General features: G+C 64.0%; 21 protein-coding genes. 9 read left to right on the forward strand and 12 right to left on the reverse strand.

Translation table 11 applies throughout. The features are described 5' to 3' along the window. Positions 1 to 43: 43 nt before the first annotated feature. Together aguA and CAF78_RS04155 are read left to right on the forward strand one after the other, a co-directional pair. On the forward strand, positions 44 to 1,150 hold the full coding sequence (gene aguA / locus CAF78_RS04150; RefSeq protein ID WP_085674424.1) for an agmatine deiminase: 1,107 nt from the start codon (positions 44 to 46) through the stop codon (positions 1,148 to 1,150). Next, complete coding sequence (locus CAF78_RS04155; protein ID WP_085674421.1) at positions 1,150 to 2,247, forward strand: extracellular solute-binding protein; 1,098 nt, start codon at positions 1,150 to 1,152, stop codon at positions 2,245 to 2,247. The genes aguA and CAF78_RS04155 overlap by 1 nt, the downstream gene beginning before the upstream one ends. 132 nt (positions 2,248 to 2,379) lie before the next feature. Here the strand turns inward: CAF78_RS04155 and CAF78_RS04160 are convergent, their stop codons facing one another. The 8 genes from CAF78_RS04160 to CAF78_RS04205 form a co-directional block, all read right to left on the reverse strand. Then, on the reverse strand, positions 2,380 to 4,338 hold the full coding sequence (locus CAF78_RS04160) for a DNA topoisomerase III (RefSeq protein WP_085674419.1): 1,959 nt from the start codon (positions 4,336 to 4,338) through the stop codon (positions 2,380 to 2,382). Positions 4,339 to 4,568: 230 nt separating this feature from the next. Further along, complete coding sequence (locus CAF78_RS04170; protein WP_085674417.1) at positions 4,569 to 4,997, reverse strand: GNAT family N-acetyltransferase; 429 nt, start codon at positions 4,995 to 4,997, stop codon at positions 4,569 to 4,571. Next, complete coding sequence (locus CAF78_RS04175; protein WP_085674415.1) at positions 4,990 to 6,156, reverse strand: cupin domain-containing protein; 1,167 nt, start codon at positions 6,154 to 6,156, stop codon at positions 4,990 to 4,992. The genes CAF78_RS04170 and CAF78_RS04175 overlap by 8 nt, the downstream gene beginning before the upstream one ends. 81 nt (positions 6,157 to 6,237) lie before the next feature. Further along, the gene (gene purB, locus CAF78_RS04180) at positions 6,238 to 7,608 is read right to left on the reverse strand and encodes an adenylosuccinate lyase (RefSeq protein WP_033696417.1); all 1,371 of its coding nucleotides are present in this window, start codon (positions 7,606 to 7,608) and stop codon (positions 6,238 to 6,240) included. 200 nt (positions 7,609 to 7,808) lie between these two features. After that, positions 7,809 to 8,435, reverse strand: coding sequence for a high frequency lysogenization protein HflD (hflD, locus tag CAF78_RS04190; protein ID WP_027919723.1), 627 nt, complete (start codon positions 8,433 to 8,435; stop codon positions 7,809 to 7,811). Further along, entirely contained in the window at positions 8,432 to 9,556 is a 1,125-nt protein-coding gene (gene mnmA, locus CAF78_RS04195; RefSeq protein ID WP_085674411.1) for a tRNA 2-thiouridine(34) synthase MnmA, read from the reverse strand. Before mnmA ends, hflD begins: the two co-directional genes overlap by 4 nt. A gap of 59 nt (positions 9,557 to 9,615) precedes the next feature. Further along, positions 9,616 to 10,056, reverse strand: a complete 441-nt coding sequence (locus CAF78_RS04200; RefSeq protein ID WP_085674409.1) for an NUDIX hydrolase — start codon at positions 10,054 to 10,056, stop codon at positions 9,616 to 9,618. A gap of 203 nt (positions 10,057 to 10,259) precedes the next feature. Then, the gene (locus CAF78_RS04205; protein WP_085674407.1) at positions 10,260 to 12,485 is read right to left on the reverse strand and encodes an NADP-dependent isocitrate dehydrogenase; all 2,226 of its coding nucleotides are present in this window, start codon (positions 12,483 to 12,485) and stop codon (positions 10,260 to 10,262) included. Positions 12,486 to 12,937: 452 nt separating this feature from the next. Here CAF78_RS04205 and icd point away from each other — a divergent pair, with 452 nt between their 5' ends. Beyond that, positions 12,938 to 14,194, forward strand: a complete 1,257-nt coding sequence (icd, locus tag CAF78_RS04210) for an NADP-dependent isocitrate dehydrogenase (protein WP_085674405.1) — start codon at positions 12,938 to 12,940, stop codon at positions 14,192 to 14,194. A gap of 70 nt (positions 14,195 to 14,264) precedes the next feature. On the opposite strand, the gene cspD is transcribed toward icd, so the two are convergent. Further along, positions 14,265 to 14,528: a cold shock domain-containing protein CspD gene (gene cspD / locus CAF78_RS04215; protein ID WP_085674925.1), complete on the reverse strand. Its 264-nt coding sequence runs from the start codon at positions 14,526 to 14,528 to the stop codon at positions 14,265 to 14,267. Positions 14,529 to 14,758: 230 nt separating this feature from the next. On the opposite strand from cspD, the gene clpS reads away from it, so the two are divergent. Both clpS and clpA read left to right on the forward strand, forming a co-directional pair. Beyond that, positions 14,759 to 15,121: an ATP-dependent Clp protease adapter ClpS gene (clpS, locus tag CAF78_RS04220; protein WP_003251220.1), complete on the forward strand. Its 363-nt coding sequence runs from the start codon at positions 14,759 to 14,761 to the stop codon at positions 15,119 to 15,121. Positions 15,122 to 15,151: 30 nt separating this feature from the next. Then, on the forward strand, positions 15,152 to 17,422 hold the full coding sequence (gene clpA, locus CAF78_RS04225) for an ATP-dependent Clp protease ATP-binding subunit ClpA (protein WP_085674403.1): 2,271 nt from the start codon (positions 15,152 to 15,154) through the stop codon (positions 17,420 to 17,422). Positions 17,423 to 17,508: 86 nt separating this feature from the next. On the opposite strand, the gene infA is transcribed toward clpA, so the two are convergent. The 3 genes from infA to aat form a co-directional block, all read right to left on the reverse strand. Beyond that, positions 17,509 to 17,727 carry a translation initiation factor IF-1 gene (infA, locus tag CAF78_RS04230; protein ID WP_002553999.1) on the reverse strand — a complete coding sequence of 73 codons (219 nt, stop codon included), beginning with the start codon at positions 17,725 to 17,727 and terminating at the stop codon, positions 17,509 to 17,511. A gap of 101 nt (positions 17,728 to 17,828) precedes the next feature. After that, positions 17,829 to 18,536: an arginyltransferase gene (locus CAF78_RS04235; RefSeq protein WP_054886817.1), complete on the reverse strand. Its 708-nt coding sequence runs from the start codon at positions 18,534 to 18,536 to the stop codon at positions 17,829 to 17,831. A gap of 56 nt (positions 18,537 to 18,592) precedes the next feature. Continuing rightward, positions 18,593 to 19,273 carry a leucyl/phenylalanyl-tRNA--protein transferase gene (aat, locus tag CAF78_RS04240; protein WP_085674401.1) on the reverse strand — a complete coding sequence of 227 codons (681 nt, stop codon included), beginning with the start codon at positions 19,271 to 19,273 and terminating at the stop codon, positions 18,593 to 18,595. Positions 19,274 to 19,635: 362 nt separating this feature from the next. Here aat and CAF78_RS04245 point away from each other — a divergent pair, with 362 nt between their 5' ends. From CAF78_RS04245 to crcB, 4 genes are all read left to right on the forward strand, one after another. Continuing rightward, complete coding sequence (locus CAF78_RS04245) at positions 19,636 to 22,182, forward strand: DNA translocase FtsK (RefSeq protein ID WP_177408497.1); 2,547 nt, start codon at positions 19,636 to 19,638, stop codon at positions 22,180 to 22,182. Between the two features lie 62 nt (positions 22,183 to 22,244). Further along, positions 22,245 to 22,868 (forward strand): outer membrane lipoprotein chaperone LolA, encoded by a 624-nt coding sequence (gene lolA / locus CAF78_RS04250; protein WP_085674397.1) that lies wholly within the window; start codon positions 22,245 to 22,247, stop codon positions 22,866 to 22,868. Positions 22,869 to 22,880: 12 nt separating this feature from the next. Then, positions 22,881 to 24,206 carry a replication-associated recombination protein A gene (locus CAF78_RS04255; protein ID WP_085674395.1) on the forward strand — a complete coding sequence of 442 codons (1,326 nt, stop codon included), beginning with the start codon at positions 22,881 to 22,883 and terminating at the stop codon, positions 24,204 to 24,206. Further along, a complete protein-coding gene (crcB, locus tag CAF78_RS04260; RefSeq protein WP_079227300.1) occupies positions 24,203 to 24,577 on the forward strand; it encodes a fluoride efflux transporter CrcB in 375 nt (124 codons plus the stop codon). Before CAF78_RS04255 ends, crcB begins: the two co-directional genes overlap by 4 nt. Positions 24,578 to 24,592: the final 15 nt, after the last annotated feature.

A 24,592-nucleotide genomic window follows, 5' to 3' on the forward strand; every position in this document is an offset into this window, starting at 1 on the left:
CGGCGTAGCGTGCAGTCATCACTCACCGACACGAGGTTGACCCATGGCACGTTCGCTCACCACCACCCCCAAGGCCGATGGTTTCCGCCTGCCCGGCGAATTCGAGCGCAAGGCCGGCTGCTGGCTCGGCTGGCCGGAGCGCCCGGATGTCTGGCGCAATGGTGCCAAACCTGCGCAAAAGGTCTGGGTCGAGATCGTCACGGCGATCGCCTCCAGCGAGCCGGTCACGGTCTGCGCCTCTGCTGCCCAGTACGCCAACGCCCGGCGCCTGCTGCCACCGCAGGTGCGGGTGGTGGAAATGACCTGCAACGACACCTGGTTCCGTGACAGCGGTGCCTGCTTCGTGGTCAATGACAGCAGCGGTGAAGTACGGGGTGTCGACTTCGAGTTCAATGCTTACGGCGGGCTCGACGGTGGCCTGTACTACCCCTGGGACAAGGACGACCAGATCGCCCAGAAGATCCTCGAGATCGAAGGCCTGGACCGCTACCGCGCGCCGCTGATCGCCGAGCTTGGCGGCATCCAGAGTGACGGCCAGGGCAGCCTGCTGACCACCGAGCAGTGCCTGCTCAACCGCAACCGCAACGCCCACCTGGGCAAGGCCGAGGTCACGCGTCGCCTTGAAGACTACCTCGGCGCCGAGCAGGTGATCTGGCTGCCGCGTGGCTGCAAGTTCGACGAGACCGATGGCCACGTCGACGACCTGGCCTGCTTCGTGCGCCCCGGTGAAGTGGTGCTGCAATGGACCGACAACCGTGACGACCCGCAATGGGAGATCTACCAGGAAGCCTACGACATCCTGCGCAGCACCCGCGATGCCCGTGGCCGTGAACTGAAGGTGCACAAGCTGCCGCAACCCGACGTGCTGGAATGGACTGCCGAAGAAGCGGCCGGGCTCGATCAGGTCGACGGTACCCACCTGCGCGAGGCAGGCACGCGCATCTGCGCCTCGTACATCAACTATTACGCGGGTAACACGGCCATCGTCTTGCCGCTGTTCGGCGACCGCAATGACACCGTCGCCCAGGCGACCCTGGCGGAGCTGTTCCCCGGCCACCGCATCATCGGTATCGAGCACTCCCGCGAGATCCTGCTCGGTGGCGGCAACGTCGCCTGCATCACCATGCCGCAGTACGCCGGAGGCCGCTGATGAAACGGCGCGCACTGGCGATTGCGACTGCCCTGGGCTGCGCGGTGTCGGTGGCTCAGGCGGCCGACACACAACAGCCGACCGTCAACCTGTACATCTGGGGCGAATACCTTGCCCCCGATACCTTGACCCGGTTCGAGAAGGAAACCGGCATTCGCGTGGTCGCCGATCACTTCGACTCGCTGGAAACCGCCGAGACCAAACTGTTGACCGGTGGCAGTGGCTACGACGTGGTGCTCACCGCCGGTCAGCACCTGAGCCGGGCCATTGCCAGCGGCGCCCTGCAACCGCTGGACAAGGCCAGGGTGCCGCACCTGGCGGGTGTCGGCGAAGAATTTCGCCAGCACATGGCCTTGTTCGACCCCGGCAACCGCTATGCCGGGACCTATGCCTGGGGCACCACGGGGGTGGGCTACCAGCAGCAGGCCGTGACGGCGCGCATGGGCGATGCACCGCTGGACAGTTGGGCGATGCTGTTCGACCCGCAGGTGGTGGCGAAATTTGCCGACTGCGGGGTGAGCCTGCTCAATGACCCCAACGAGGTGTTCGCCGCGGTGATGCGTTACATGGGCCTGGACATCAACCAGCAGCGCCTTGAGGACCTGAAGGCGGCGGAGGTGCAACTGCGCAAGGTGCGCCCGTACATTCGCTACTTCGACAATGACCGCAACATCAACGACCTGGCCAATGGCGAAACCTGCGTGGCGATGTCGTGGAACGGCAACGTGGCCATTGCCCAAGGGCAGGCGCAGCAGGCGGGCAAGGCGTTTGCGCTGGATTACAGCATTCCGAAGGAGGGCACGTTGATCTGGCTGGACGCGTTGGTGGTGCCCAAGGATGCTCCGCATCCGGATGCGGCGTGGAAGCTGGTGGATTACCTGATGCGTCCGGATGTGATTGCGCCGATTACCGACACCATCCACTACGCCAATGCGATCACGGCGGCGGATGGGTTGGTGGATGCGCAGATCCGCACTGCACCGGGGACCTATCCGCCGGCCGAGGTGCGGGCGCGGTTGTATGGCAAGAATGACAATGGCAAAGCGTTCAACCGTGAGCTGACCCGCGCGTTCAGCCGGTTGAAGAGTGGGACCTGACGGGTGATTTGTAATGGCTGTACTGGCCTCTTCGCGGGCAAGCCCGCTCCCACAAGTACCGCGCAGATTGTGAAAGTTGTAACGACCTGTGGCAGCGGGCTTGCCCGCGAAGAGGCCAGTAAAGGCAATATATCAGCTGGATGACTTACGCCGAGGTTGCCTTGGCTTGCGGGCAGCGGGTTTGCCCTCGGCGGCCTTGCCTTTCCCGGTACTGCGCCGCTTCTTCTTCCACGGCGCTGCCTTGCCAACGGCCGGCCCGGTAATGGTCATGCGCATCCCGCGGCATCGCTCCACCAGCTTGCCCATCCACGCCGACTGGCGTGCGACGAACTCTTCCAGGCTCATCTCGCCGCTCTGCACCATGTCCAGCGCCTGTTCCCAGATGGCCGTGGTACCCGGGTCGGCAATGGCGCGCGGCACGGCGTCGATCAGGCTGAAAGCGGCCGGGGTGGCGGACAGCGCCTTGCCGTTCTTCACCAGATAACCACGGTCGAGCAGGCCCTGGATGATGCTGGCGCGGGTGGCTTCGGTGCCGATGCCAGTGGTTTCCTTGAGCTTTTGCTTGAGCCGCGGGTCGTCCACCAGCTTGGCGACGTTCTTCATCGCCTTGATCAGGTCGCCTTCGGTGAACGGCTTGGGCGACTGGGTCCACAGGTCCTTCAACTGCACGCCGTGCACATTGCAGTCCTGGCCTTCACGCAAGGCCGGCAGCACCTGGGCTGGTTGGGCCTCGCGGCCCTTGGCCGGGGTCAGCGCCTCGGGCAGGGCGCGGCGCCAGCCGGGCTCGACGATCTGCTTGCCGACCGCGCGCAGGGCATGGCCGGCGCAGTCGAACTCGGCCTGGGTACGGTCGTATTCGTGGTTGGGCAGGAACTGCGCCAGGTAGCGGGCACGGATCAGCGTGTAGACCGCCTTGTGCTTGGCGGGCAGGCGTGCCGGGTCGCTGGCGGCGGCGGTGGGGATGATGCCGTGGTGGGCGCTGACCTTGGCGTCGTTCCAGGCGCGTGAGCGGCGCTGTGGCTCCAGGTGCGCGTGCAGTGGCGCCAGGCTGGCGTCGGCCCGCTGCAACGCGGCGAGGATGGCCGGAGCCTCGCCGTGCTGGCTGACCGGCAGGTAGCCGCAGTCGCTGCGCGGGTAGGTGATCAGCTTGTGCGTCTCGTACAGCGCCTGGGCGATGTCGAGGGTTTCCTGGGCACCGAGGCCGAACTTCTTCGAGCACAGCTCCTGCAGGGTGCCCAGGTCGAAGGGCAGCGGTGCGGCCTCGCGCACGCGTTCGGTGGCGACCTTGAGTACCCGTGCGGTACCGGCGTTGTTCATGTCTGCAGCGGCCTGCCGGGCCAGTGCCGGGTTCAGGCAGCGGCCCTGGTCGTCGCAGGTGTCTTCCGGCGCACGCCACTGGGCGTTGAAGGTTTGCCCGGCCGCTTCGAGCTGCACGTCGATGGCCCAGAATGGCACGGGTACGAAGTCGGCGATGCTGCGGTCACGGTCCACCACCAGGCGCAAGGTCGGGGTCTGCACCCGGCCCACCGGCAGCACGCCCTGGTAGCCAGACTGGCGGCCGAGCAGGGTGAACAGCCGGCTCATGTTCATGCCGATCAGCCAGTCGGCGCGGGAGCGGCCCAGGGCCGAGTGGTAGAGGTTGAAGGTTTCCTGGCCGGGCAGCAGGCGCGCCAGGGCCTTGCGGATCGAGGCGTCGTCCAGGGCCGACAGCCACAGGCGCTGGATCGGGCCACGGTAGCGGCAGTGCTCGACCAGCTCGCGGGCGATCATTTCGCCTTCGCGGTCGGCGTCGGTGGCGATCACCAGTTCGCGGGCTTCGCCGAGCAGGCGCTTGACTGCCTTGAACTGGCTGGCGGTCTTGGGCTTGACCAGCATTTTCCACTTTTCCGGGATGATCGGCAGGTCGGCTAGGTTCCAGCGCTTGTAGCGGTCGTCGTAGCTGTCGGGTGGGGCGGTTTCCAGCAGGTGCCCGATGCACCAGGTCACGCAGACATCGGTGCCCTGCCAGCAGCCGTCGGCCTTGCGGTTGGCACCGAGCACCTTGGCGATGTCTTTGGCCTGGGAGGGTTTTTCGCAGAGGAACAGGCGCATGGCCGGGAACGCTTCATCGGGGAATGATGGGCACTAGGATGCGCAAGCGGGGGCGCGGAGGCAAGTTTTATCTGGATGGATGTACAGGTTTTTGTCAGTGAAAGTGTCTTCAGCCTGTGCCGGCCTCTTCGCGGGCAAGCCCGCTCCCACAGGGACCGCACAGTTTTTCGAAGCTGTGGAGTACCTGTGGGAGCGGGCTTGCCCGCGAAGAGGCCGGTGCAGGTGAAAGATCAGGCGCGCGAGTCGCGCACCATGTCCACGTGCGGGATGCCGGCTTCGAGGAACTCCTCGCTGACTACGCGAAAGCCCAGGCGCTCGTAGAACGGCGTGGCGTGTACCTGCGCACTGAGCATCTGCTGCTTCAGGTCACGGTCCTGCGCTTCGACGATCACCGCGTTCATCAGCGCATCGCCCACTTTCAGGCCGCGCCAGTCCTTGAGCACCGAAACCCGGCCGATGGTGCCGTCAGGCAGCAGGCGGGCGGTGCCGATCGGGTAGTCGCCTTCCAGCGCCAGGAAGTGCGCGGCGCCCGGATCGTCGGAATCCCATTCCAGCTCTGGCGGTACATGCTGCTCGGCAATGAACACGGCTTCGCGGATACGGCGGATATCGGCGTTGTCCTTGTGCCAGTCGGCAAGGCGCACACGAATCTTATTCATTGGCGAATCCCAGGCTTCCTTGTTTGATCAGCTGCTGTACCAGCATAAGGCCATCCTCATCCTGCAACCACTGCTCAAGGTTGTCGATGTGTAACGCGTCGGCCGAGCACACCAGCTTGAGCAGTTCGCGCAGCTTGGCCGGCAGCGGGCAGCTGCGGCCGCTGGCGAACAGCATCAGGTCGTCGCCAAGCTCGGACCAGGCCATGCGCGCGCTCGGGTTGCGGATCAGGATGGCGCCGTCTTCCAGGGCTTCGACCAGCTCCTGTTCGTCCAGCTCTTCACCAACCACCTGCTCCGGGTAGCGCGGCTCGGTCATGAACTGGCCGAACCAGGTCAGCAGCAGGTCCTTGTCGTTGGTGTGCTTGTCGATCAGCGCCTTGAGGCGATCGAGGGCATCATGCTGGATCTGGTGCGGGTCGCTGGCAGGCTGCGCGTCGGCATCGCTGTAGCGCTCTTCGTCTGGCAGGAACTGGCCGAGGAAGTCGGTGAAGTGGGTCAGCACTTCGGCGGCGCTGGGGGCGCGGAAGCCGACCGAGTAGGTCAGGCAGTTGTCCACGGCCACGCCGTAGTGGGCCAGGCGCGGTGGCAGGTAGAGCATGTCGCCCGGCTCCAGGGTCCATTCGCCGCTCTGTTCGAATTCGGCGAGGATGCGCAGGTCGGCGTGCTCCAGCAGCGGGCTGTCGCTGTTGCACATCTGGCCGATCTTCCAGTTGCGCTCGCCGTGGCCCTGCAGCAGGAACACGTCGTAGTTGTCGAAGTGTGGGCCGACGCTGCCACCCGGGGTGGCGAAGCTGATCATCACGTCATCGATACGCCAGCTTGGCAGGAAGCGGAAGTGCTCCAGCAGCTCGGCGACTTCCGGGACGAACTGGTCGACGGCCTGTACCAGCAGGGTCCAGTCCTTCTCCGGCAGCTCGGCGAAGGTGTCTTCGTTGAACGGGCCGCGACGCAGCTCCCACGGGTGGGCGCCGTGCTCGAGGACGATGCGCGACTCGACTTCCTCTTCCAGGGCCAGGCCGGCCAGCTCGTCGGGGTCGATCGGGCTTTCGAAGTCCGGGAAGGCCTGGCGCACCAGCAGTGGCTTCTTCTGCCAGTAGTCGCGCATGAATTCGCGGGCCGAGATGCCGCCGAGCAGCTGCAGTGGAGTATCAGGATTCATGTTCAACCTATTGAAAAAACGTAATTTTCGTCCGGGAATAAAAACGCCCGGCCAGGCCGGGCGTTGAACGCGACGGTCAGCTTAGATGCGTTTGGCCTGGGCTGCCGCGTTACCGATGTAGGTCGCGGGGGTCAGCAGCTTCAGTTCGGCCTTGGCGTCGGCAGGCATGTCGAGGCCGTCGATGAAGGTCAGCAGCGCTTCTGGCGTGATGCCCTTGCCACGGGTCAGCTCCTTGAGCTTCTCGTAGGGGTTCTCGATGTTGAAGCGGCGCATCACGGTCTGGATCGGCTCGGCGAGGACTTCCCAGCAGGCGTCCAGGTCGGCGGCGATGCGGGCTTGGTTGACTTCCAGCTTGCCGATACCTTTCAGGCTGGCTTCATAGGCGATGACGCTGTGGGCGAAGCCCACGCCCAGGTTGCGCAGCACGGTGGAGTCGGTCAGGTCACGCTGCCAGCGCGAGATCGGCAGCTTGCTGGCCAGGTGCTGGAACAGTGCGTTGGCGATGCCCAGGTTGCCTTCGGAGTTTTCGAAGTCGATCGGGTTGACCTTGTGCGGCATGGTCGACGAGCCGATTTCGCCGGCCACGGTCTTCTGCTTGAAGTAGCCCAGCGAGATGTAGCCCCAGACGTCGCGGTCGAAGTCGATGAGGATGGTGTTGAAGCGGGCGATCGCGTCGAACAGCTCGGCGATGTAGTCGTGCGGCTCGATCTGGGTGGTGTACGGGTTGAACTGCAGGCCCAGCTCGTCTTCGATGAAGGCGCGGGCGTTGGCTTCCCAGTCGATCTGCGAATAGGCCGACAGGTGGGCGTTGTAGTTGCCCACGGCGCCGTTGATCTTGCCCAGCAGCGGTACGGCGGCAACCTGGGCGATCTGGCGCTCCAGGCGGTACACGACGTTGGCCAGCTCTTTGCCCAGGGTGGTCGGCGAAGCCGGCTGGCCGTGGGTGCGCGACAGCATCGGCACATCGGCGTGGGCGTGGGCCAGGGCGCGGATGGCGTCGGCGATCTGACGCATCAGCGGCAGCAGCACGTCGTCACGGCCGGCGCGCAGCATCAGGGCGTGGGACAGGTTGTTGATGTCCTCGCTGGTGCAGGCGAAGTGGATGAACTCGCTGACCTTGGCCAGCTCAGGCAGCTTGGCGGCCTGCTCCTTGAGGAGGTATTCGATCGCCTTGACGTCGTGGTTGGTGGTGCGCTCGATTTCCTTGACGCGTTCGGCGTGCTCGAGCTTGAAGTCGGTGGCCAGGCTGTCCAGCAGGGCGTTGGCTTCGGCGGAGAACGCCGGCACTTCGCCGATCTGCGGGTGGGCGGCCAGGCGCTGCAGCCAGCGCACTTCGACCAGGGCGCGGAAACGGATCAGGCCGAATTCGCTGAAAATGGGGCGCAAGGCCTGGGTTTTGCCGGCGTAACGGCCGTCTACAGGGGAAACCGCAGTGAGCGAAGAAAGCTGCATGGGGTGTTCTCGGACAGTCAGGCTTTTGGAAGGGCGCATATCATACATGAATTTCGCGCCCGAGTCGGGTGGCTGACCAAAGGTCGGGCCTGTTTGAATCTGTTGACAGACCCTGTGGGAGCGGGCGTGCCCGCGAACACCGGCGTAGCCGGTGCCATCCACCGAGTCGCCTGCTTCGCGGGCAAGCCCGCTCCCACAGGTCAGGAAGGCGAACGCATCATGTCGTACAGTTCGTTGAGCAGCTTGCGCCGGCTGAAGACCAGTTGCCAGCGGTGCCCGCCCAGCTGGCGCCACAGGCGCGCGGCGCGGATGCCGGCGAGCAGCAGGGCGCGGATCTTCGAGGCATTGCTGGCCTGCTGCAGGAAGCGCATGTCGCCGTGCACCTGGATGCGTTGGCGCAGGGTGCTCAGGGTGTCCTGATACAAGGCTCCGCTGGAAGCGATGACGTTTTCGTGAACCAGGCCGAAATGGTCGGCCTGAGACTGGATCTGTGGCAGGCGGTTGCCGATGGTGTCGAGCAGGTCGCCACGCTTGTTCAGCTGGCGCTCCAGGCCGAGCATCGACAGGGCGTAGCGCAGTGGCTCGCGCTGCAGGCTGCTGGGGTCGCGCTCCAGGGCGCCGACCAGGGCACGGTAACCGTCACGCAGGTTGAGGTCGTCGCCGCCGAACACCTCCAGGGTGTCCTTGGGGTCACGTACCAGCAGGCTGCCGAGCATGCAGCCGATGTTGGCTTCGCTGGCCTGGCCGGTGCGGGCGATGCGGTCGACCAGCACCGCGGCCTGGAACACGCCGCCCAGGGCAATCAACTGCTCCTGCAGGTTGCTCATGCGCGCGGGCTCCACGGCTCGGCCGTTTCGATCACGCCGCCGCCCAGGCACACTTCGCCGTCGTAGAACACCACCGACTGGCCCGGGGTCACGGCGCGCTGCGGCTCGTCGAACACGGCGCGGTAGCCGGTTTCGGTCAGCTCCAGGGTGCACTGCTGGTCGCTCTGGCGGTAGCGCACCTTGGCGGTCAGCTGGCGAGGGCTGCTCAGGTCGATCGGGTTGACCCAGAAGATTTCCGAGGCGAGCAGGGCGCGGGAGAACAGCCATGGGTGTTCGTTGCCCTGGCCGACCACCAGCACATTGCGGATCAGGTCCTTGTGCAGCACGTACCACGGCTCGTCACCGGCGTCCTTCAGGCCGCCGATGCCAAGGCCCTGGCGCTGGCCGATGGTGTGGTACATCAGGCCGTGGTGGCGGCCGATCACTTCGCCGTCGGTGGTCTCGATGTTGCCTGGCTGGGCCGGCAGGTACTGCTTGAGGAAGTCGCTGAAGCGGCGCTCGCCGATGAAGCAGATGCCGGTGGAGTCTTTCTTCTTGGCGGTGGCCAGGCCGTGTTTTTCGGCGATGGCGCGAACCTCTGGCTTTTCCAGTTCGCCAACCGGGAACAGGGTGCGGGCAATTTCTTTGCCGCCGACGGCGTGCAGGAAGTAGCTCTGGTCCTTGTTCGGGTCCAGGCCCTTGAGCAGCTCGGTGAGCGCGCCGGTGTCGCGGCGGCGCACGTAGTGGCCGGTGGCGATCAGGTCGGCACCCAGCGACAGGGCGTAGTCGAGGAACGCCTTGAACTTGATTTCGCGGTTGCAGAGGATGTCCGGGTTGGGCGTGCGGCCGGCCTTGTATTCCTCGAGGAAGTGCTCGAACACGTTGTCCCAGTATTCGGCGGCGAAGTTGGCGGTGTGCAGCTTGATGCCGATGCGGTCGCACACGGCCTGGGCGTCGGCCAGGTCTTCACGGGCGGTGCAGTATTCGGTGCCGTCGTCTTCTTCCCAGTTCTTCATGAACAGCCCTTCCACCTGGTAGCCCTGCTCCATGAGCAAAAGGGCGGAGACGGAAGAGTCCACGCCGCCGGACATGCCGACGATGACGCGGGTCTTGGCGGGGTCTTTGAGTGCTGGGCTGGTCATGTTTACCGGTGTGTATCAAGGGGGAAAAACGCCGATTCTATCAAAACCGGCGCGGCGCGTCAGTCGCGTAGCAGTTCGAGGCTGTGCAGCGGGCCTTTCAGGTAGTCGTCGAGGCAGCGTGGCACCAGTTCGCTGCGCCAGCGGGCGGGGTCGGCCAGCAGTTCGTCGCGGGTCAGCCACACGGCGCGGACGATGTCGCTGTCCAAGGCCAGGTCGGCATGGTGGCGCACGGGGCGTGCGGCGAAGCAGGTGCGCTGGTAGGTCACGCCGTTGCTGGGGGCGGTGTACAGGTAGATGCCGACCACGCCGGTGAGTTCGACTTCCCAGGCGGTTTCTTCCAGGGTTTCGCGCAGGGCGGCCTGGGGCAGGGTCTCGTTGGGTTCGAGGTGGCCGGCGGGTTGGTTGAAGACGTGCTGGCCTGCCTTGAATTCTTCGACGAAGAGGAACTTGCCCTCATGTTCGACGATGGTGGCGACGGTGATATGCGGTTGCCAGGTCATGTGCGGTGTCCTTTCAGATTGCCGGGACCGCTTTGCGGCCCTTCGCGGGCAAGCCCGCTCCCACAGGTACCGTGCAGGACTCAGTGTCTGCACCTTTCCTGTGGGAGCGGGCTTGCCCGCGAAGGGCTGCGCAGCAGCCCCAATCCCAGAAAGCACAAACCCCGGTGCGTGGCCGGGGTTTGTGCTGTTACTTCAAGCGAACCTTACAGGGCGGCAATGGCGCTGTTCAGGGTCTGGCTTGGGCGCATCACCTTGGCGGTCAGCGCGGCATCCGGGGCGTAGTAGCCACCGATGTCGGCCGGCTTGCCCTGAACGGCGTTGAGCTCGGCGACGATGGTCTCCTCGTTCTCGGTCAGGGTCTTGGCCAGTGGGGCGAAGCGCGCCTGCAGGGCGGCGTCGTCGCTCTGGGCAGCCAGGGCCTGGGCCCAGTACAGGGTCAGGTAGAAGTGGCTGCCGCGGTTGTCGATACCGCCGACTTTGCGCGAAGGCGACTTGTTGGTGTCGAGGAACTTGCCGGTGGCCTGGTCCAGGGTGTTGGCCAGGACCTTGGCGCGTGGGTTGTCGTAGGTGTTGCCCAGGTGCTCCAGGGAAGCGGCCAGGGCCAGGAATTCACCCAGCGAGTCCCAACGCAGGAAGTTCTCTTCCACCAGCTGCTGCACGTGCTTCGGCGCCGAACCACCGGCGCCGGTTTCGAACAGGCCACCGCCGTTCATCAGCGGCACGATCGACAGCATCTTGGCGCTGGTGCCCAGCTCCATGATCGGGAACAGGTCGGTCAGGTAGTCGCGCAGCACGTTGCCGGTCACCGAGATGGTGTCCTTGCCTTCGCGGATGCGGGCCAGGGAGAACTTGATGGCGTCGACCGGCGCCAGGACGCGGATGTCCAGGCCTGCGGTGTCGTGATCCTTCAGGTACTTCTGTACCTTCTCGATCATAACGCCGTCGTGGGCGCGGGCCGGGTCCAGCCAGAACACCGCCGGGGTGTTGCTCAGGCGGGCACGGTTGACGGCCAGCTTGACCCAGTCCTGGATCGGCGCGTCTTTGGTCTGGCACATGCGGAAGATGTCACCGGCTTCGACGTTCTGCTCCAGAACGACCTTGCCCTGGCCATCGACCACGCGTACCACGCCGTCGGCCTGGATCTGGAAGGTCTTGTCGTGGGAGCCGTACTCTTCGGCCTTCTGTGCCATCAGGCCGACGTTCGGCACGCTGCCCATGGTGGTCGGGTCGAAGGCGCCGTTGGCCTTGCAGTCTTCGATGGTGGCCTGGTAGATGCCGGCGTAGCAGCGGTCCGGGATGATCGCCTTGGCATCTTGCAGTTCACCGGCGGTGTTCCACATCTTGCCCGAGTCGCGGATCATCGCTGGCATCGAGGCGTCGACGATGACGTCGCTCGGCACGTGCAGGTTGGTGATGCCCTTGTCGGAGTTGACCATGGCCAGGGCTGGACGCTCGGCGTACAGGGCCTGGATGTCGGCTTCGATCTCGGCCTGCTTGTCGGCTGGCAGGTCCTTGATGCGGGCGTACAGGTCGCCGATACCGTTGTTGGCGTTGAAGCCTACTTCAGCCAGGGCTGCAGCGTGCTTGGCCAGTACGTCGTTGTAGAACTCTTCGACGATGACGCCGAACATGATCGGGTCGGAAACCTTCATCATGGTGGCTTTCAGGTGCACCGACAGCAGTACGCCGGAGGCCTTGGCATCGGCGATCTGCTCGGCGATGAAGGCTTTCAGGGCCTTGCGGCTCATGGTGGCGCAGTCGACGATTTCGGCAGCTTTGACGGCAGTCTTGGCCTTCAGCACGGTGGTGCTGCCATCTTTGCCGACCAGCTCGATGCGCAGGCTGTCGTCAGCCTCGATCAGCGCGGCTTTTTCGCTGCCGTAGAAGTCACCGTTGCTCATGTGGGCAACGTGCGACTTGGAGTCGGCGGCCCAGGCGCCCATCTTGTGCGGGTGCTTGCGGGCGTAGTTCTTGACCGACAGCGGTGCGCGGCGGTCGGAGTTGCCTTCGCGCAGCACCGGGTTCACGGCGGAGCCCTTGATGCGGTCATAGCGGGCGCGGGATTCTTTCTCGGCCTCGGTGGACGGCTCGTCGGCGTAGTCAGGGATGTTGAAGCCCTTGCCTTGCAGTTCCTTGATCGCGGCCTTGAGCTGCGGTACCGAGGCGCTGATGTTCGGCAGCTTGATGATGTTGGCTTCAGGGGTGGTAGCCAGCTGGCCCAGTTCCGCCAGGTGATCGCCTACTTGCTTCTCTGCGCCCAGTTGCTCCGGGAAGGCGGCAAGGATACGGCCAGCCAGGGAGATGTCGCGAGTTTCGACGGCGATGTCAGCGGAAGCTGTGAAGGCTTCGACGATCGGCAGCAGCGAGTAGGTGGCGAGGGCGGGGGCTTCGTCGGTGAAGGTATAGATGATCTTGGAACGGGTGGGCATGCGGGTTAACTCTCTGTGTGCTGAGCGTGCTCGAGTCTCGTGTTGCGCAGGGTAGGCGCATCGCCCTGGCAACGCCATGAGCGGAAAGTCGAGAGGCTGCGAGCGGTGATGGTGGATGCATCAGTCGAGCGTCAATGCTGAACTGCGGTAACAGTCCAGGCTTTTCGGCCATTCATGGCCAAGGGCGGTCCGCATTTTCCTGGGATTCGCCCCGATGACCCTTCGGTCGCGGCGGAGTATACCAAACCAATCGGGCTATTCAGCAAGGCGAAGTGACATCGGCGCCAGTTATAAGACCAAAGACGTAGGGGCAATGTGGCGTAGTGACGCACCTTCGGCGGGGTATTCTTCGCGGGCAAGCCCGCCCTCACAGCTTGCAGGTCGACGGATGTGGTTTAGGCTCATTGGATCGCAGGATGTCCAATCACACCCGACAGCGGAGTAGTGCAAGCATGGGATACCAGAAAATCAAGGTTCCGACCGACGGCGCCAAGATCACCGTCAATGCAGACCATTCGCTCAACGTTCCTGACAACCCGATCATTCCTTATATTGAAGGCGACGGGATTGGCGTCGATGTATCACCGGTGATGATCAAGGTGGTCGATGCCGCCGTGCAGAAGGCCTATGGCGGCAAGCGCAAGATCGCCTGGATGGAGGTGTATGCCGGCGAGAAGGCCACCCAGGTGTACGACCAGGACACCTGGCTGCCCCAGGAGACCCTGGATGCGGTGAAAGACTACGTGGTTTCGATCAAGGGGCCGTTGACCACGCCGGTGGGTGGCGGCATCCGTTCGCTCAACGTGGCCCTGCGCCAGCAGCTCGACCTTTATGTGTGCCTGCGCCCGGTGTTGTGGTTCCAGGGCGTGCCAAGCCCGGTGAAGAAGCCAGGCGATGTCGACATGGTGATCTTCCGCGAGAACTCCGAGGACATCTATGCCGGTATCGAGTGGAAGGCCGGCTCGCCCGAAGCGAACAAGGTGATCAAGTTCCTCAAGGAGGAAATGGGCGTCACCAAGATCCGCTTCGACCAGGACTGCGGCATCGGCGTCAAGCCGGTTTCCCGCGAGGGTACCAAGCGCTTGGTGCGCAAGGCCCTGCAGTACGTGGTGGACAACGACCGCGAGTCGCTGACCCTGGTGCACAAGGGCAACATCATGAAGTTCACCGAGGGGGCCTTCAAGGATTGGGGCTACGAAGTGGCCCGCGACGAGTTTGGCGCCGAACTGCTCGATGGCGGCCCATGGATGAAGTTCAAGAACCCCAAGAGCGGCCGCGAGGTGATCGTCAAGGACGCCATCGCCGACGCCATGCTCCAGCAGATCCTGCTGCGCCCGGCCGAGTACGACGTGATCGCCACCCTCAACCTCAACGGTGACTACCTTTCCGACGCCCTGGCGGCGGAGGTGGGCGGCATCGGCATCGCGCCGGGCGCCAACCTGTCAGATACCGTGGCCATGTTCGAGGCCACCCACGGCACGGCGCCGAAATACGCCGGGCAGGACAAGGTCAACCCGGGCTCGGTGATTCTCTCGGCGGAGATGATGCTGCGGCACGTGGGTTGGACTGAAGCGGCCGATCTGATCATCAAGGGCACCAATGGCGCAATTGCGGCCAAGACCGTGACCTACGACTTCGAGCGGCTGATGGACGGCGCCACGCTGGTGGGCAGTTCAGGCTTTGGTGATGCGATGATCAAGCATATGTAAGGCAATTGAAAACCGGCCGCTTCCGTTAAAGAAGCGGCCGGTTTTTTCGTATACCGGCAGAGAGCAGGGGTCAGACTTGCACGGTTACGCCCTCGGACTGGCCTGCGGCGCTGGCCGCGGCGGCAGCAACAGCGGCGTCCCTGATATTGACCGCATGCAGGCCCTTGGGGCCCTGAATGATCTCGAATACCACGGATTGGCCGGCCTTGAGCGTCTTGTATCCGTCCATCTGCACCGCTGAATAGTGCGCGAACAGATCCTCGGTTTTACCCTCCTCATTGACGAATCCGTAGCCCTTGGCATTGTTGAACCACTTGACTTTACCGCTTGCCATCCCTATGTCCCTCTGCAAAGGACTCCATCACTGGAGTATCATCCACTTCATCCGCATACGAACCATGCGAAAAATCTGGTTGACTGCGCGGATCTTTATCGACCACGGTGGGTTCTTATTGGTTGTAACACCGTTTTGCCGATAGTCAAGGTCAGGTGGCGCGTGCGCCAGGGGCCGCCAATGCAGTCAACCCACAACCTTAACCTGTCGATCATGATGAAATTCTTTCCATGCATGCACCCAGTGAGATTCGACTAACATTCAATCAGGATCGCCCGCAATCGAATGAGGACGACGGCTCAGGGCTTGCGGTACAGGAAGCCAAGCCGATCCTGCAGGCGCCACCGATGTACAAGGTGGTTTTGTTCAACGATGACTACACGCCGATGGATTTCGTCGTCGAAGTGCTCGAAACGTTCTTCAGTCTGAACCGCGAGCTGGCGACCAAGATCATGCTGACCGTCCATACCGAAGGGCGGGCAGTGTGCGGATTGTTTACCCGTGACATCGCCGAAACGAAGGCCATGCAGGTCAACCAATACGCCAGGGAAAGCCAGCATCCGCTACTCTGTGAAATCGAGAAGGACGGTTAATCGCCGACCACTTGGGTATGAGGTGAAGCTATGTTAAACCGCGAGCTCGAAGTCACCCTCAATCTTGCCTTCAAGGAGGCCCGTTCGAAACGTCATGAATTCATGACCGTCGAACATCTGCTGCTGGCACTCCTTGACAATGAGGCTGCTGCGACCGTTCTGCGCGCCTGTGGCGCCAATCTCGACAAACTCAAGCACGACCTGCAAGAGTTCATCGACTCCACTACACCCCTGATCCCCGTCAACGACGAAGACCGCGAAACCCAGCCTACCCTGGGCTTCCAGCGTGTGCTGCAACGTGCCGTGTTCCACGTGCAGAGTTCCGGCAAGCGTGAAGTCACCGGTGCCAATGTGCTGGTGGCCATCTTCAGCGAACAGGAAAGCCAGGCCGTGTTCCTGCTGAAACAGCAGAGCGTGGCCCGTATCGACGTGGTCAACTACATCGCCCATGGTATCTCCAAGGTGCCGGGCCATGGTTCGCACGCCGAGAGCGACCAGGAAATGCAGGACGAAGAGGGTGGCGAAACCTCCTCTTCGAGCAATCCGCTGGACGCCTACGCCAGCAACCTGAACGAGCTGGCCCGTGCCGGCCGTATCGACCCGCTGGTGGGCCGCGAGCAGGAAGTCGAGCGCGTGGCGCAGATTCTGGCCCGTCGGCGCAAGAACAACCCGCTACTGGTGGGTGAGGCCGGTGTCGGCAAGACAGCCATCGCCGAAGGCCTGGCCAAACGCATCGTCGACGGTCAGGTGCCTGACCTGCTGTCGCAGAGCGTGGTCTATTCGCTGGACCTCGGTGCACTGCTGGCCGGTACCAAGTACCGTGGCGACTTCGAGAAGCGCTTCAAGGCGCTGCTCGGCGAGCTGCGCAAGCGCCCGCAGGCGATCCTGTTCATCGACGAGATCCACACCATCATCGGTGCCGGTGCGGCGTCGGGCGGGGTGATGGATGCGTCCAACCTGCTCAAGCCACTGCTGTCGTCCGGTGAAATCCGTTGCATCGGTTCGACCACCTTCCAGGAGTTCCGGGGCATCTTCGAGAAAGACCGTGCCCTGGCGCGACGCTTCCAGAAGGTCGATGTCAGCGAGCCATCGGTGGAAGACACCGTCGGCATCCTGCGTGGCCTGAAAGGCCGTTTCGAGAGCCACCACAACATCGAGTACAGCGACGAAGCCCTGCGCGCCGCCGCCGAACTGGCCTCGCGCTATATCAATGACCGACACATGCCGGACAAGGCCATCGATGTGATCGACGAGGCGGGTGCCTACCAGCGCCTGCAGCCGGAGGCTAACCGGGTCAAGCGCATCGACGTGCCGCAGGTCGAGGATATCGTTGCCAAGATCGCGCGGATTCCGCCGAAGCATGTCACCAGTTCCGACAAGGAGCTGCTGCGTAACCTGGAGCGTGACCTGAAGCTGACCGTGTTCGGTCAGGACGCGGCAATCGACTCGCTGGCCACCGCCATCAAGCTGTCCCGTGCCGGCCTCAAGTCGCCGGACAAGCCGGTCGGTTCGTTCCTGTTCGCCGGCCCGACCGGTGTCGGCAAGACCGAGGCGGCGCGGCAGCTGGCCAAGGCGCTGGGCGTCGAGCTGGTGCGCTTCGACATGTCCGAGTACATGGAGCGCCACACCGTGTCGCGCCTGATCGGTGCACCGCCTGGCTACGTTGGGTTCGACCAGGGCGGCCTGCTGACCGAGGCGATCACCAAGCAACCGCACTGCGTGCTGCTGCTCGACGAAATCGAGAAGGCCCACCCGGAAGTCTTCAACCTGCTGCTGCAGGTGATGGACCACGGGACCCTGACCGACAACAACGGGCGCAAGGCCGACTTCCGTAACGTGATCCTGATCATGACCACCAACGCCGGTGCTGAAACCGCCGCGCGGGCCTCGATCGGCTTCACCCATCAGGACCATGCGTCCGATGCCATGGAAGTCATCCGCAAGAGCTTCACGCCGGAGTTCCGCAACCGCCTGGACACCATCATCCAGTTTGGCCGCCTGAGCACCGAGACGATCAAGAGCATCGTCGACAAGTTCCTCATCGAACTGCAGGCGCAGCTGGAAGACAAGCGCGTGCTGCTGGAAGTCAGCGATGCCGCCCGCGGCTGGCTGGCGGTTTCCGGCTACGACGTGCAGATGGGCGCACGGCCGATGGCGCGGCTTATCCAGGACAAGATCAAGCGGCCGCTGGCCGAGGAGATCCTGTTTGGCGAGCTGGCCGAGCACGGTGGTGTGGTGCATGTCGACCTGCGCGATGGCGAACTGGTGTTCGACTTCGAGACCACGGCTGAGGTTGCCTGAGCCGCAGGGGGCTGCAAAGCAGCCCCCTGCAATCTGACAGGCACAAAAAAGCCCGGCACCTGGCCGGGCTTTTTCATGGCTAGAGCTTAGCGCGCACGGTAGGTGATGCGGCCCTTGCTCAGGTCGTATGGCGTCAGTTCGACGCGGACCTTGTCGCCAGTGAGAATACGGATGTAGTTCTTGCGCATCTTTCCGGAGATGTGCGCGGTTACGACGTGCCCGTTTTCCAACTCCACGCGGAACATGGTGTTGGGCAGGGTGTCGACGACAGTACCTTCCATTTCGAAGCTGTCTTCTTTCGACATGCAGTAGAGCCCTCGGATCCAGTGTTGGCCCGACGCATAACCGCACCGGGCAAAAAAGTGGCGTGGATTATGCCCGAAAACTGTGTGTCAAGCCAATGCTTTCAGTTGAGGGTGACCCAGCGCTGGTTTATCAACAACTCGATAGGCCGATACTGCGTCTTGTAGTTCATTTTCTTGCAGTTCTTGATCCAGTAACCCAGGTAGACCGCCTCCAGGTCCTGGCGCAGGGCCTCGGTGATCTGCCAGAGGATGGCAAAGCGGCCGAGGCTGCGGCGTTCTTCTTCAGGTTCGTAGAAGGTGTACACCGCCGACAGGCCGTTGGGCAGCAGGTCGCACACCGCCACCGCCAGCAGACGGCCTTCCAGGCGGAACTCGTAGAACCAGCAGAACGGCAGGTCGCGGACCAGGAAGGTGGAGAACTGGTCGCGGCTCGGCGGGTACATGTCGCCATCGGCATGGCGGGTCTCGATGTAACGCCGGTACAGGTCGAAATATTCTTCCTTGAACGCCGGGCGAGCGGCCGTCACGGTCAGGTCGGCATTGCGCTTGAGGATGCGCCGTTGCTGGCGGTTGGGAATGAAGCGCGCGGCGGGGATGCGCGCCGGCACGCAGGCATTGCAGTTCTGGCAATGCGGGCGGTACAGGTGATCGCCACTGCGGCGAAAGCCCATTTCCGACAGGTCGGCATACACGTGCACGTCCATCGGCTGGCTGGGGTCGAGGAACAGCGTGGTGGCCTGTTCGTCCGGCAGGTAGCTGCAGGAGTGGGGTTGAGTGGCATAGAACTTCAACCGCGCCAACTCTGTCATGATCAACCCCCTCGGTGAGACGTTGCTTTAAGTGTAAGCCAGCTGGCAGAACTCGCCTAGCAAACCCAGCTGGCGCTGTTGGGCTGGTCGAGGTGCCGTGCCAGGTAGTCGGCGAAGCGGGCGCGGCTGATGGCGCGGGCGCCAAGGCTGTGCAGGTGGTTGGTCGGCATCTGGCAGTCGATCAGCACGAAGCCGGCCTGGCGCAAATGTTCGACCAGTGTCACGAAGCCGACCTTGGAGGCATTGTCGGCGCGGCTGAACATCGATTCGCCGAAGAACAGCTGGCCGATGGCCAGGCCGTACAGGCCGCCGACCAGCTCGCCGTTCTCGCGCACTTCCACCGAGTGGGCGATGCCGCGCCGGTGCAATTCGCAGTAGGCATCGCGCATGGTGTCGGTGATCCAGGTGCCGTCGGCGTAGTCGCGCGGCGCCGCGCAGGCGGCAATTACCGCCGGGAAGTCGGTGTCGAAGCTGACCTGGTAGCGGCCTTGGCGCATCAGCTTGGCCAGCGAGCGTGAGACGTGCAGCTCGTGCGGCAACAGCACGGTGCGCGGGTCGGGCGACCACCAGAGGATCGGCTGGCCGTCCTGGTACCAGGGGAAGCAGCCATGGCGGTAGGCTTGCTCCAGGCGCTCGGGGCTCAGGTCGCCGCCAGCGGCGAGCAGGCCGTTGGGGTCGTGCAGGGCCTTTTCCAGGGGCGGGAAGGTCAGCGAGTCGCGGGTCAGCCAGGTGAGCATGGTCTATCGTGCGGTGGGGGAGGGGAGAGGGCAGCATGGCGCGCAGGGCTTGCGGGGTCAATGCTGGCAGGGTCAAGAGTCATTGGCGGGCAGCAGAATAGGCAATTTCCTACACATTCATGAAACCATAGGCACCATCCGCTACATTTGCTGTCACACCTGTGCAAAAACACAGCATAAGCCTTTGTCACGAAAGAAAATGCGTGCTCAAATTGCACCTATACGAAAGTCGCCCCCACTCAAGCTCCATACGGCGCGCCGTCATGGCGGCTGGCGGGCAGTAATGTTAAAAGTAGTGGTTCATTGGCCAGACGCCGGCCGATCACTACTGGACGCGCAGCACGCGCAGGAATAGACGCGTTTTGAAGAAATCCACCGCAACTCCAGCTCCTTTGCCCGTGCCCCTGTGGCGCCAGCAGCTGCATTACCGCCTCAAGGAAGGTGCGTTGATCGCTGTCGGCGCGCTGTGCCTGTACCTGTGGATGGCACTGCTGACCTACGACACGTCGGACCCGGGCTTCAGCCACACCAGCAACGTCGACCAGGTGCAGAATGCCGCCGGGCGTGCCGGGGCGTACTTCGCCGACATCCTGTTCATGGTGCTGGGCTATTTCGCCTACATCTTCCCGCTGCTGCTGGCGATCAAGACCTGGCAGATCTTCCGCGAACGGCACCAGCCGTGGCAGTGGAGCGGCTGGCTGTTCTCCTGGCGGCTGATCGGCCTGGTGTTCCTGGTGCTGTCGGGCGCGGCGCTGGCGCATATCCATTTCCACCCGTCGGCGAGCCTGCCGTTTTCCGCGGGCGGTGCGCTGGGCGAAAGCCTCGGCGACCTGGCGCGCAACCTGCTGAACGTGCAGGGCAGCACGCTGATGTTCATCGCCCTGTTCCTGTTCGGCCTGACCGTGTTCACCGACCTGTCGTGGTTCAAGGTGATGGACATGACCGGCAAGATCACCCTCGACCTGTTCGAGCTGGTGCAGGGTGCGGCCAGCCGCTGGTGGGAAGCGCGCAACGAGCGCAAGCGCCTGGAAGCGCAACTGCGCGAAGTCGACGATCCGGTGTTCGACTCGAAGTTCGACCAGGCGCCGAAGGCCACCGACAAGCGCGAGCCGGCCAAGCCGGCGCTGCGCGAGCGCATCTTCAAGCGTGAAGAGGCAACGGCCCAGCCCGTTGAACCACGTGAACCGACCCTTGCCCGTGAGCCAGTCGTGCGCAGTGAACCGACCCTCGCCCTTGAGCCTCTGGTGCGCAGTGAGCCAACCCTCGCCCGCGAGCCTGTCGTGCCACGTGAGCAGCCGCCTGCAACGGCCCCGACCATCGTGCCACCGGCCGCGGCCAGGGCGCCGGAGCCGAGCAAGCGGGTGATGAAGGAAAAACAGGCGCCGCTGTTCGTCGACAGCGCCGTGGAAGGTACCCTGCCGTCGATTTCCATCCTCGACCCGGCCGAACAGAAGAAGATCGAGTACTCGCCAGAGTCCCTGGCCGGTGTCGGCCAGCTGCTGGAAATCAAGCTCAAGGAGTTCGGCGTGGAAGTGTCGGTGGACTCCATCCACCCGGGCCCGGTGATCACCCGTTACGAAATCCAGCCCGCTGCGGGCGTCAAGGTCAGCCGCATTGCCAACCTGGCCAAGGACCTGGCGCGCTCCCTGGCGGTGACCAGTGTGCGGGTGGTCGAAGTGATCCCCGGCAAGACCACCGTGGGTATCGAGATCCCCAACGAGAACCGGCAGATGGTGCGCTTCTCGGAAGTGCTCGCCACGCCGCAGTACGACGAGCAGAAGTCGCCGGTCACCCTGGCCCTGGGCCACGACATCGGCGGCAAGCCAGTGATCACCGACCTGGCCAAGATGCCGCACCTGCTGGTGGCCGGTACCACCGGTTCCGGTAAGTCGGTGGGGGTCAACGCGATGATCCTGTCGATCCTGTTCAAGTCCAGCCCGGAAGACGCGCGGCTGATCATGATCGACCCGAAAATGCTCGAACTGTCGATCTACGAGGGCATCCCGCACCTGCTGTGCCCGGTGGTCACCGACATGAAGGACGCCGCCAACGCCCTGCGCTGGAGCGTGGCCGAGATGGAGCGGCGCTACAAGCTGATGGCGGCCATGGGCGTGCGTAACCTGGCTGGCTTCAACCGCAAGATCAAGGACGCCCAGGAAGCCGGCGAGATCATCCATGACCCGCTGTACCGCCGCGAGAGCATGGACGACGAGCCACCAGCGCTGAAGACCCTGCCGACCATCGTCGTGGTGGTCGACGAATTCGCCGACATGATGATGATCGTCGGCAAGAAGGTCGAAGAGCTGATCGCCCGTATCGCCCAGAAAGCGCGGGCCGCCGGTATCCACCTGATCCTCGCTACCCAGCGCCCGTCGGTGGACGTGATCACCGGCCTGATCAAGGCCAACATCCCGACCCGCATGGCGTTCCAGGTGTCGAGCAAGATCGACTCGCGGACCATCATCGACCAGGGCGGCGCCGAACAGCTGCTCGGCCACGGTGACATGCTGTACATGCCGCCGGGCACCAGCCTGCCGATTCGTGTGCACGGTGCGTTCGTCTCGGACGATGAAGTGCACCGTACGGTCGAAGCGTGGAAACTGCGCGGCGCGCCAGACTACAACGACGACATCCTCAACGGCGTCGAAGAAGCCGGCAGCGGCTTCGATGGCGGTGGCGGCGGTGGTGGCGATGGTGACGATGCCGAAACCGATGCGCTGTATGATGAGGCCGTGCAGTTCGTGCTGGAAAGCCGCCGCGCGTCCATCTCGGCCGTGCAGCGCAAGCTGAAGATCGGCTACAACCGCGCGGCGCGGATGATCGAGTCGATGGAGATGGCCGGCGTGGTCACCCCAATGAACAGCAACGGCTCGCGGGAAGTGATTGCCCCGGGCGGCCCGCGCGACTGATGAACACCTTGCCGGGCGCCAACGGTGGCGCCCGGCCTTTTCAATGCTCAATGAGGATTCCCATGCGCGCGATTCGCATGCTGTTGGTTTCTGCCCTGACCCTGGGCTCGGTTACTGCTTATGCCGGTGAGCAAGACGTACAACGCCTGACCCAGCTGTTGGAAAAATCCCAGACCATCGAGGCCAACTTCTCCCAGCTGACCCTGGACGCCGGCGGCACCAGCTTGCAGGAAACGTCCGGCAAGATGACCGTGAAGCGCCCGGGCCTGTTCTACTGGCACACCAATGCGCCGCAGGAGCAGGTGGTGGTGTCGGACGGCAAGAACGTCACCCTGTGGGACCCGGACCTGGAGCAGGCGACCATCAAGAAGCTCGACCAGCGCCTGAACCAGACCCCGGCACTGCTGCTGTCCGGTGACGTGTCGAAGATCAGCCAGAGCTTCGACATCACCTCCAAGGAGCAGGGCGAAGTGATGGACTTCACCCTCAAGCCGAAGACCAAGGACACCCTGTTCGACTCGCTGCGCGTGTCGTTCCGCAGGGGCCTGATCAATGACATGCAGCTGGTCGACAGCGTCGGCCAGCGCACCAACATCCTGTTCAATGGCGTCAAGGCCAACCAGGCGGTGCCGGACAGCCAGTTCAGGTTCGACATCCCCAAGGGCGCCGACGTCATCAAGGAGTAAGCAGAGCTCGCCATGGACCTGTTTCGAAGCGAACCCGTCGCCCAGCCGCTGGCCGCCCGCCTGCGCCCGTCCAACCTGGACGAGTACGTGGGCCAGGAGCACCTGTTGGCGCGTGGCAAACCGCTGCGCGAGGCGCTGGAGCAGGGTGCGCTGCACTCGATGATCTTCTGGGGGCCACCGGGGGTGGGCAAGACCACCCTCGCGCGGCTGCTGGCGCAGTTCTGCGATGCGCACTTCGAGACGGTCTCGGCCGTGCTGGCCGGGGTCAAGGAGATCCGCCAGGCGGTCGAAGTGGCCAAGCAGCAGGCGGGGCAGTACGGCCGGCGCACCATCCTGTTCGTCGACGAAGTGCACCGCTTCAACAAGTCCCAGCAGGATGCCTTCCTGCCCTACGTCGAGGACGGCACGCTGCTGTTCATCGGTGCGACCACCGAGAACCCGTCGTTCGAGCTGAACAACGCCTTGCTGTCACGGGCGCGGGTATACGTGCTCAAGAGCCTCGACGAAGCGGCGCTGCGCAAGCTGGTCAATCGCGCGCTGACCGAAGAGCGCGGGCTGGGCAAGCGCAACCTGCGGGTCGGCGACGACGCCTTCAAGATGCTCATGGCCGCCGCCGATGGCGATGGCCGGCGCATGCTCAATTTTCTCGAGAACGCCTCCGACCTGGCCGAAGATGGCAGCGAGATCGACGTCGAGATGCTGCAAAGCCTGCTCGGCGACAGCCGCCGCCGCTTCGACAAGGGTGGCGAGGCGTTCTACGACCAGATTTCCGCGTTGCACAAGTCGGTGCGCGGCTCCAACCCCGATGGCGCCCTGTACTGGTTCGCGCGCATGCTCGACGGCGGCTGCGACCCGCTGTACATCGCCCGCCGCGTGGTGCGCATGGCCAGCGAGGACATCGGCAACGCCGACCCGCGTGCCCTGAGCCTGTGCCTGGCCGCCTGGGACGTGCAGGAGCGCCTGGGCAGCCCGGAAGGCGAGCTGGCGGTGGCCCAGGCCATCACCTACATCGCCTGCGCGCCGAAGAGCAATGCGGTGTACGTGGGCTTCAAGACCGCCCTGCGCGAAGCTGCCGAACACGGCTCGCTGGAAGTTCCGCTGCACCTGCGCAATGCCCCGACCAAGCTGATGAAGCAACTCGGCTACGGCGAAGAATACCGCTACGCCCACGACGAGCCCGACGCCTATGCCGCGGGCGAGGATTACTTCCCGGAAGCACTCGAACCGCGCCAGTATTACCAGCCCGTGCCGCGAGGCCTGGAGCTGAAGATCGGCGAGAAGCTGCGCCACCTGGCCGAGCTTGACCGCAACAGCCCCCGCCAACGGAGAAAGCCGTGATTGCATTGATCGCCGCGGTCAGCGCGGGCGGCATTGCCGGTACCTTGTTGCGCTTCGCCACCGCGAACTGGGTCGCGGCCCACTGGCCACGGCACTTCTATGTCGGTACGCTGGCGGTCAACCTGGTCGGCTGCCTGCTGATCGGCCTGCTGTACGGCCTGTTCCTGCACAAGCCGCTGGCGCCGGTCGAACTGCGCGCCGGCCTGATCGTCGGCTTTCTTGGCGGCCTGACGACATTTTCCTCCTTCTCGCTCGATACCGTGCGCCTGATCGAAAGTGGGCAAGTGCCACTCGCCTTGGGCTATACCAGTATCAGCGTGGTGGGCGGGCTTCTGGCCACCTGGGCCGGCCTGTCCCTGACCCGTTTCTGAACCAACACCTACACA

The organism is Pseudomonas sp. R28(2017) (genome assembly GCF_002112505.1).
Taxonomy (GTDB): Bacteria; Pseudomonadota; Gammaproteobacteria; order Pseudomonadales; family Pseudomonadaceae; genus Aquipseudomonas.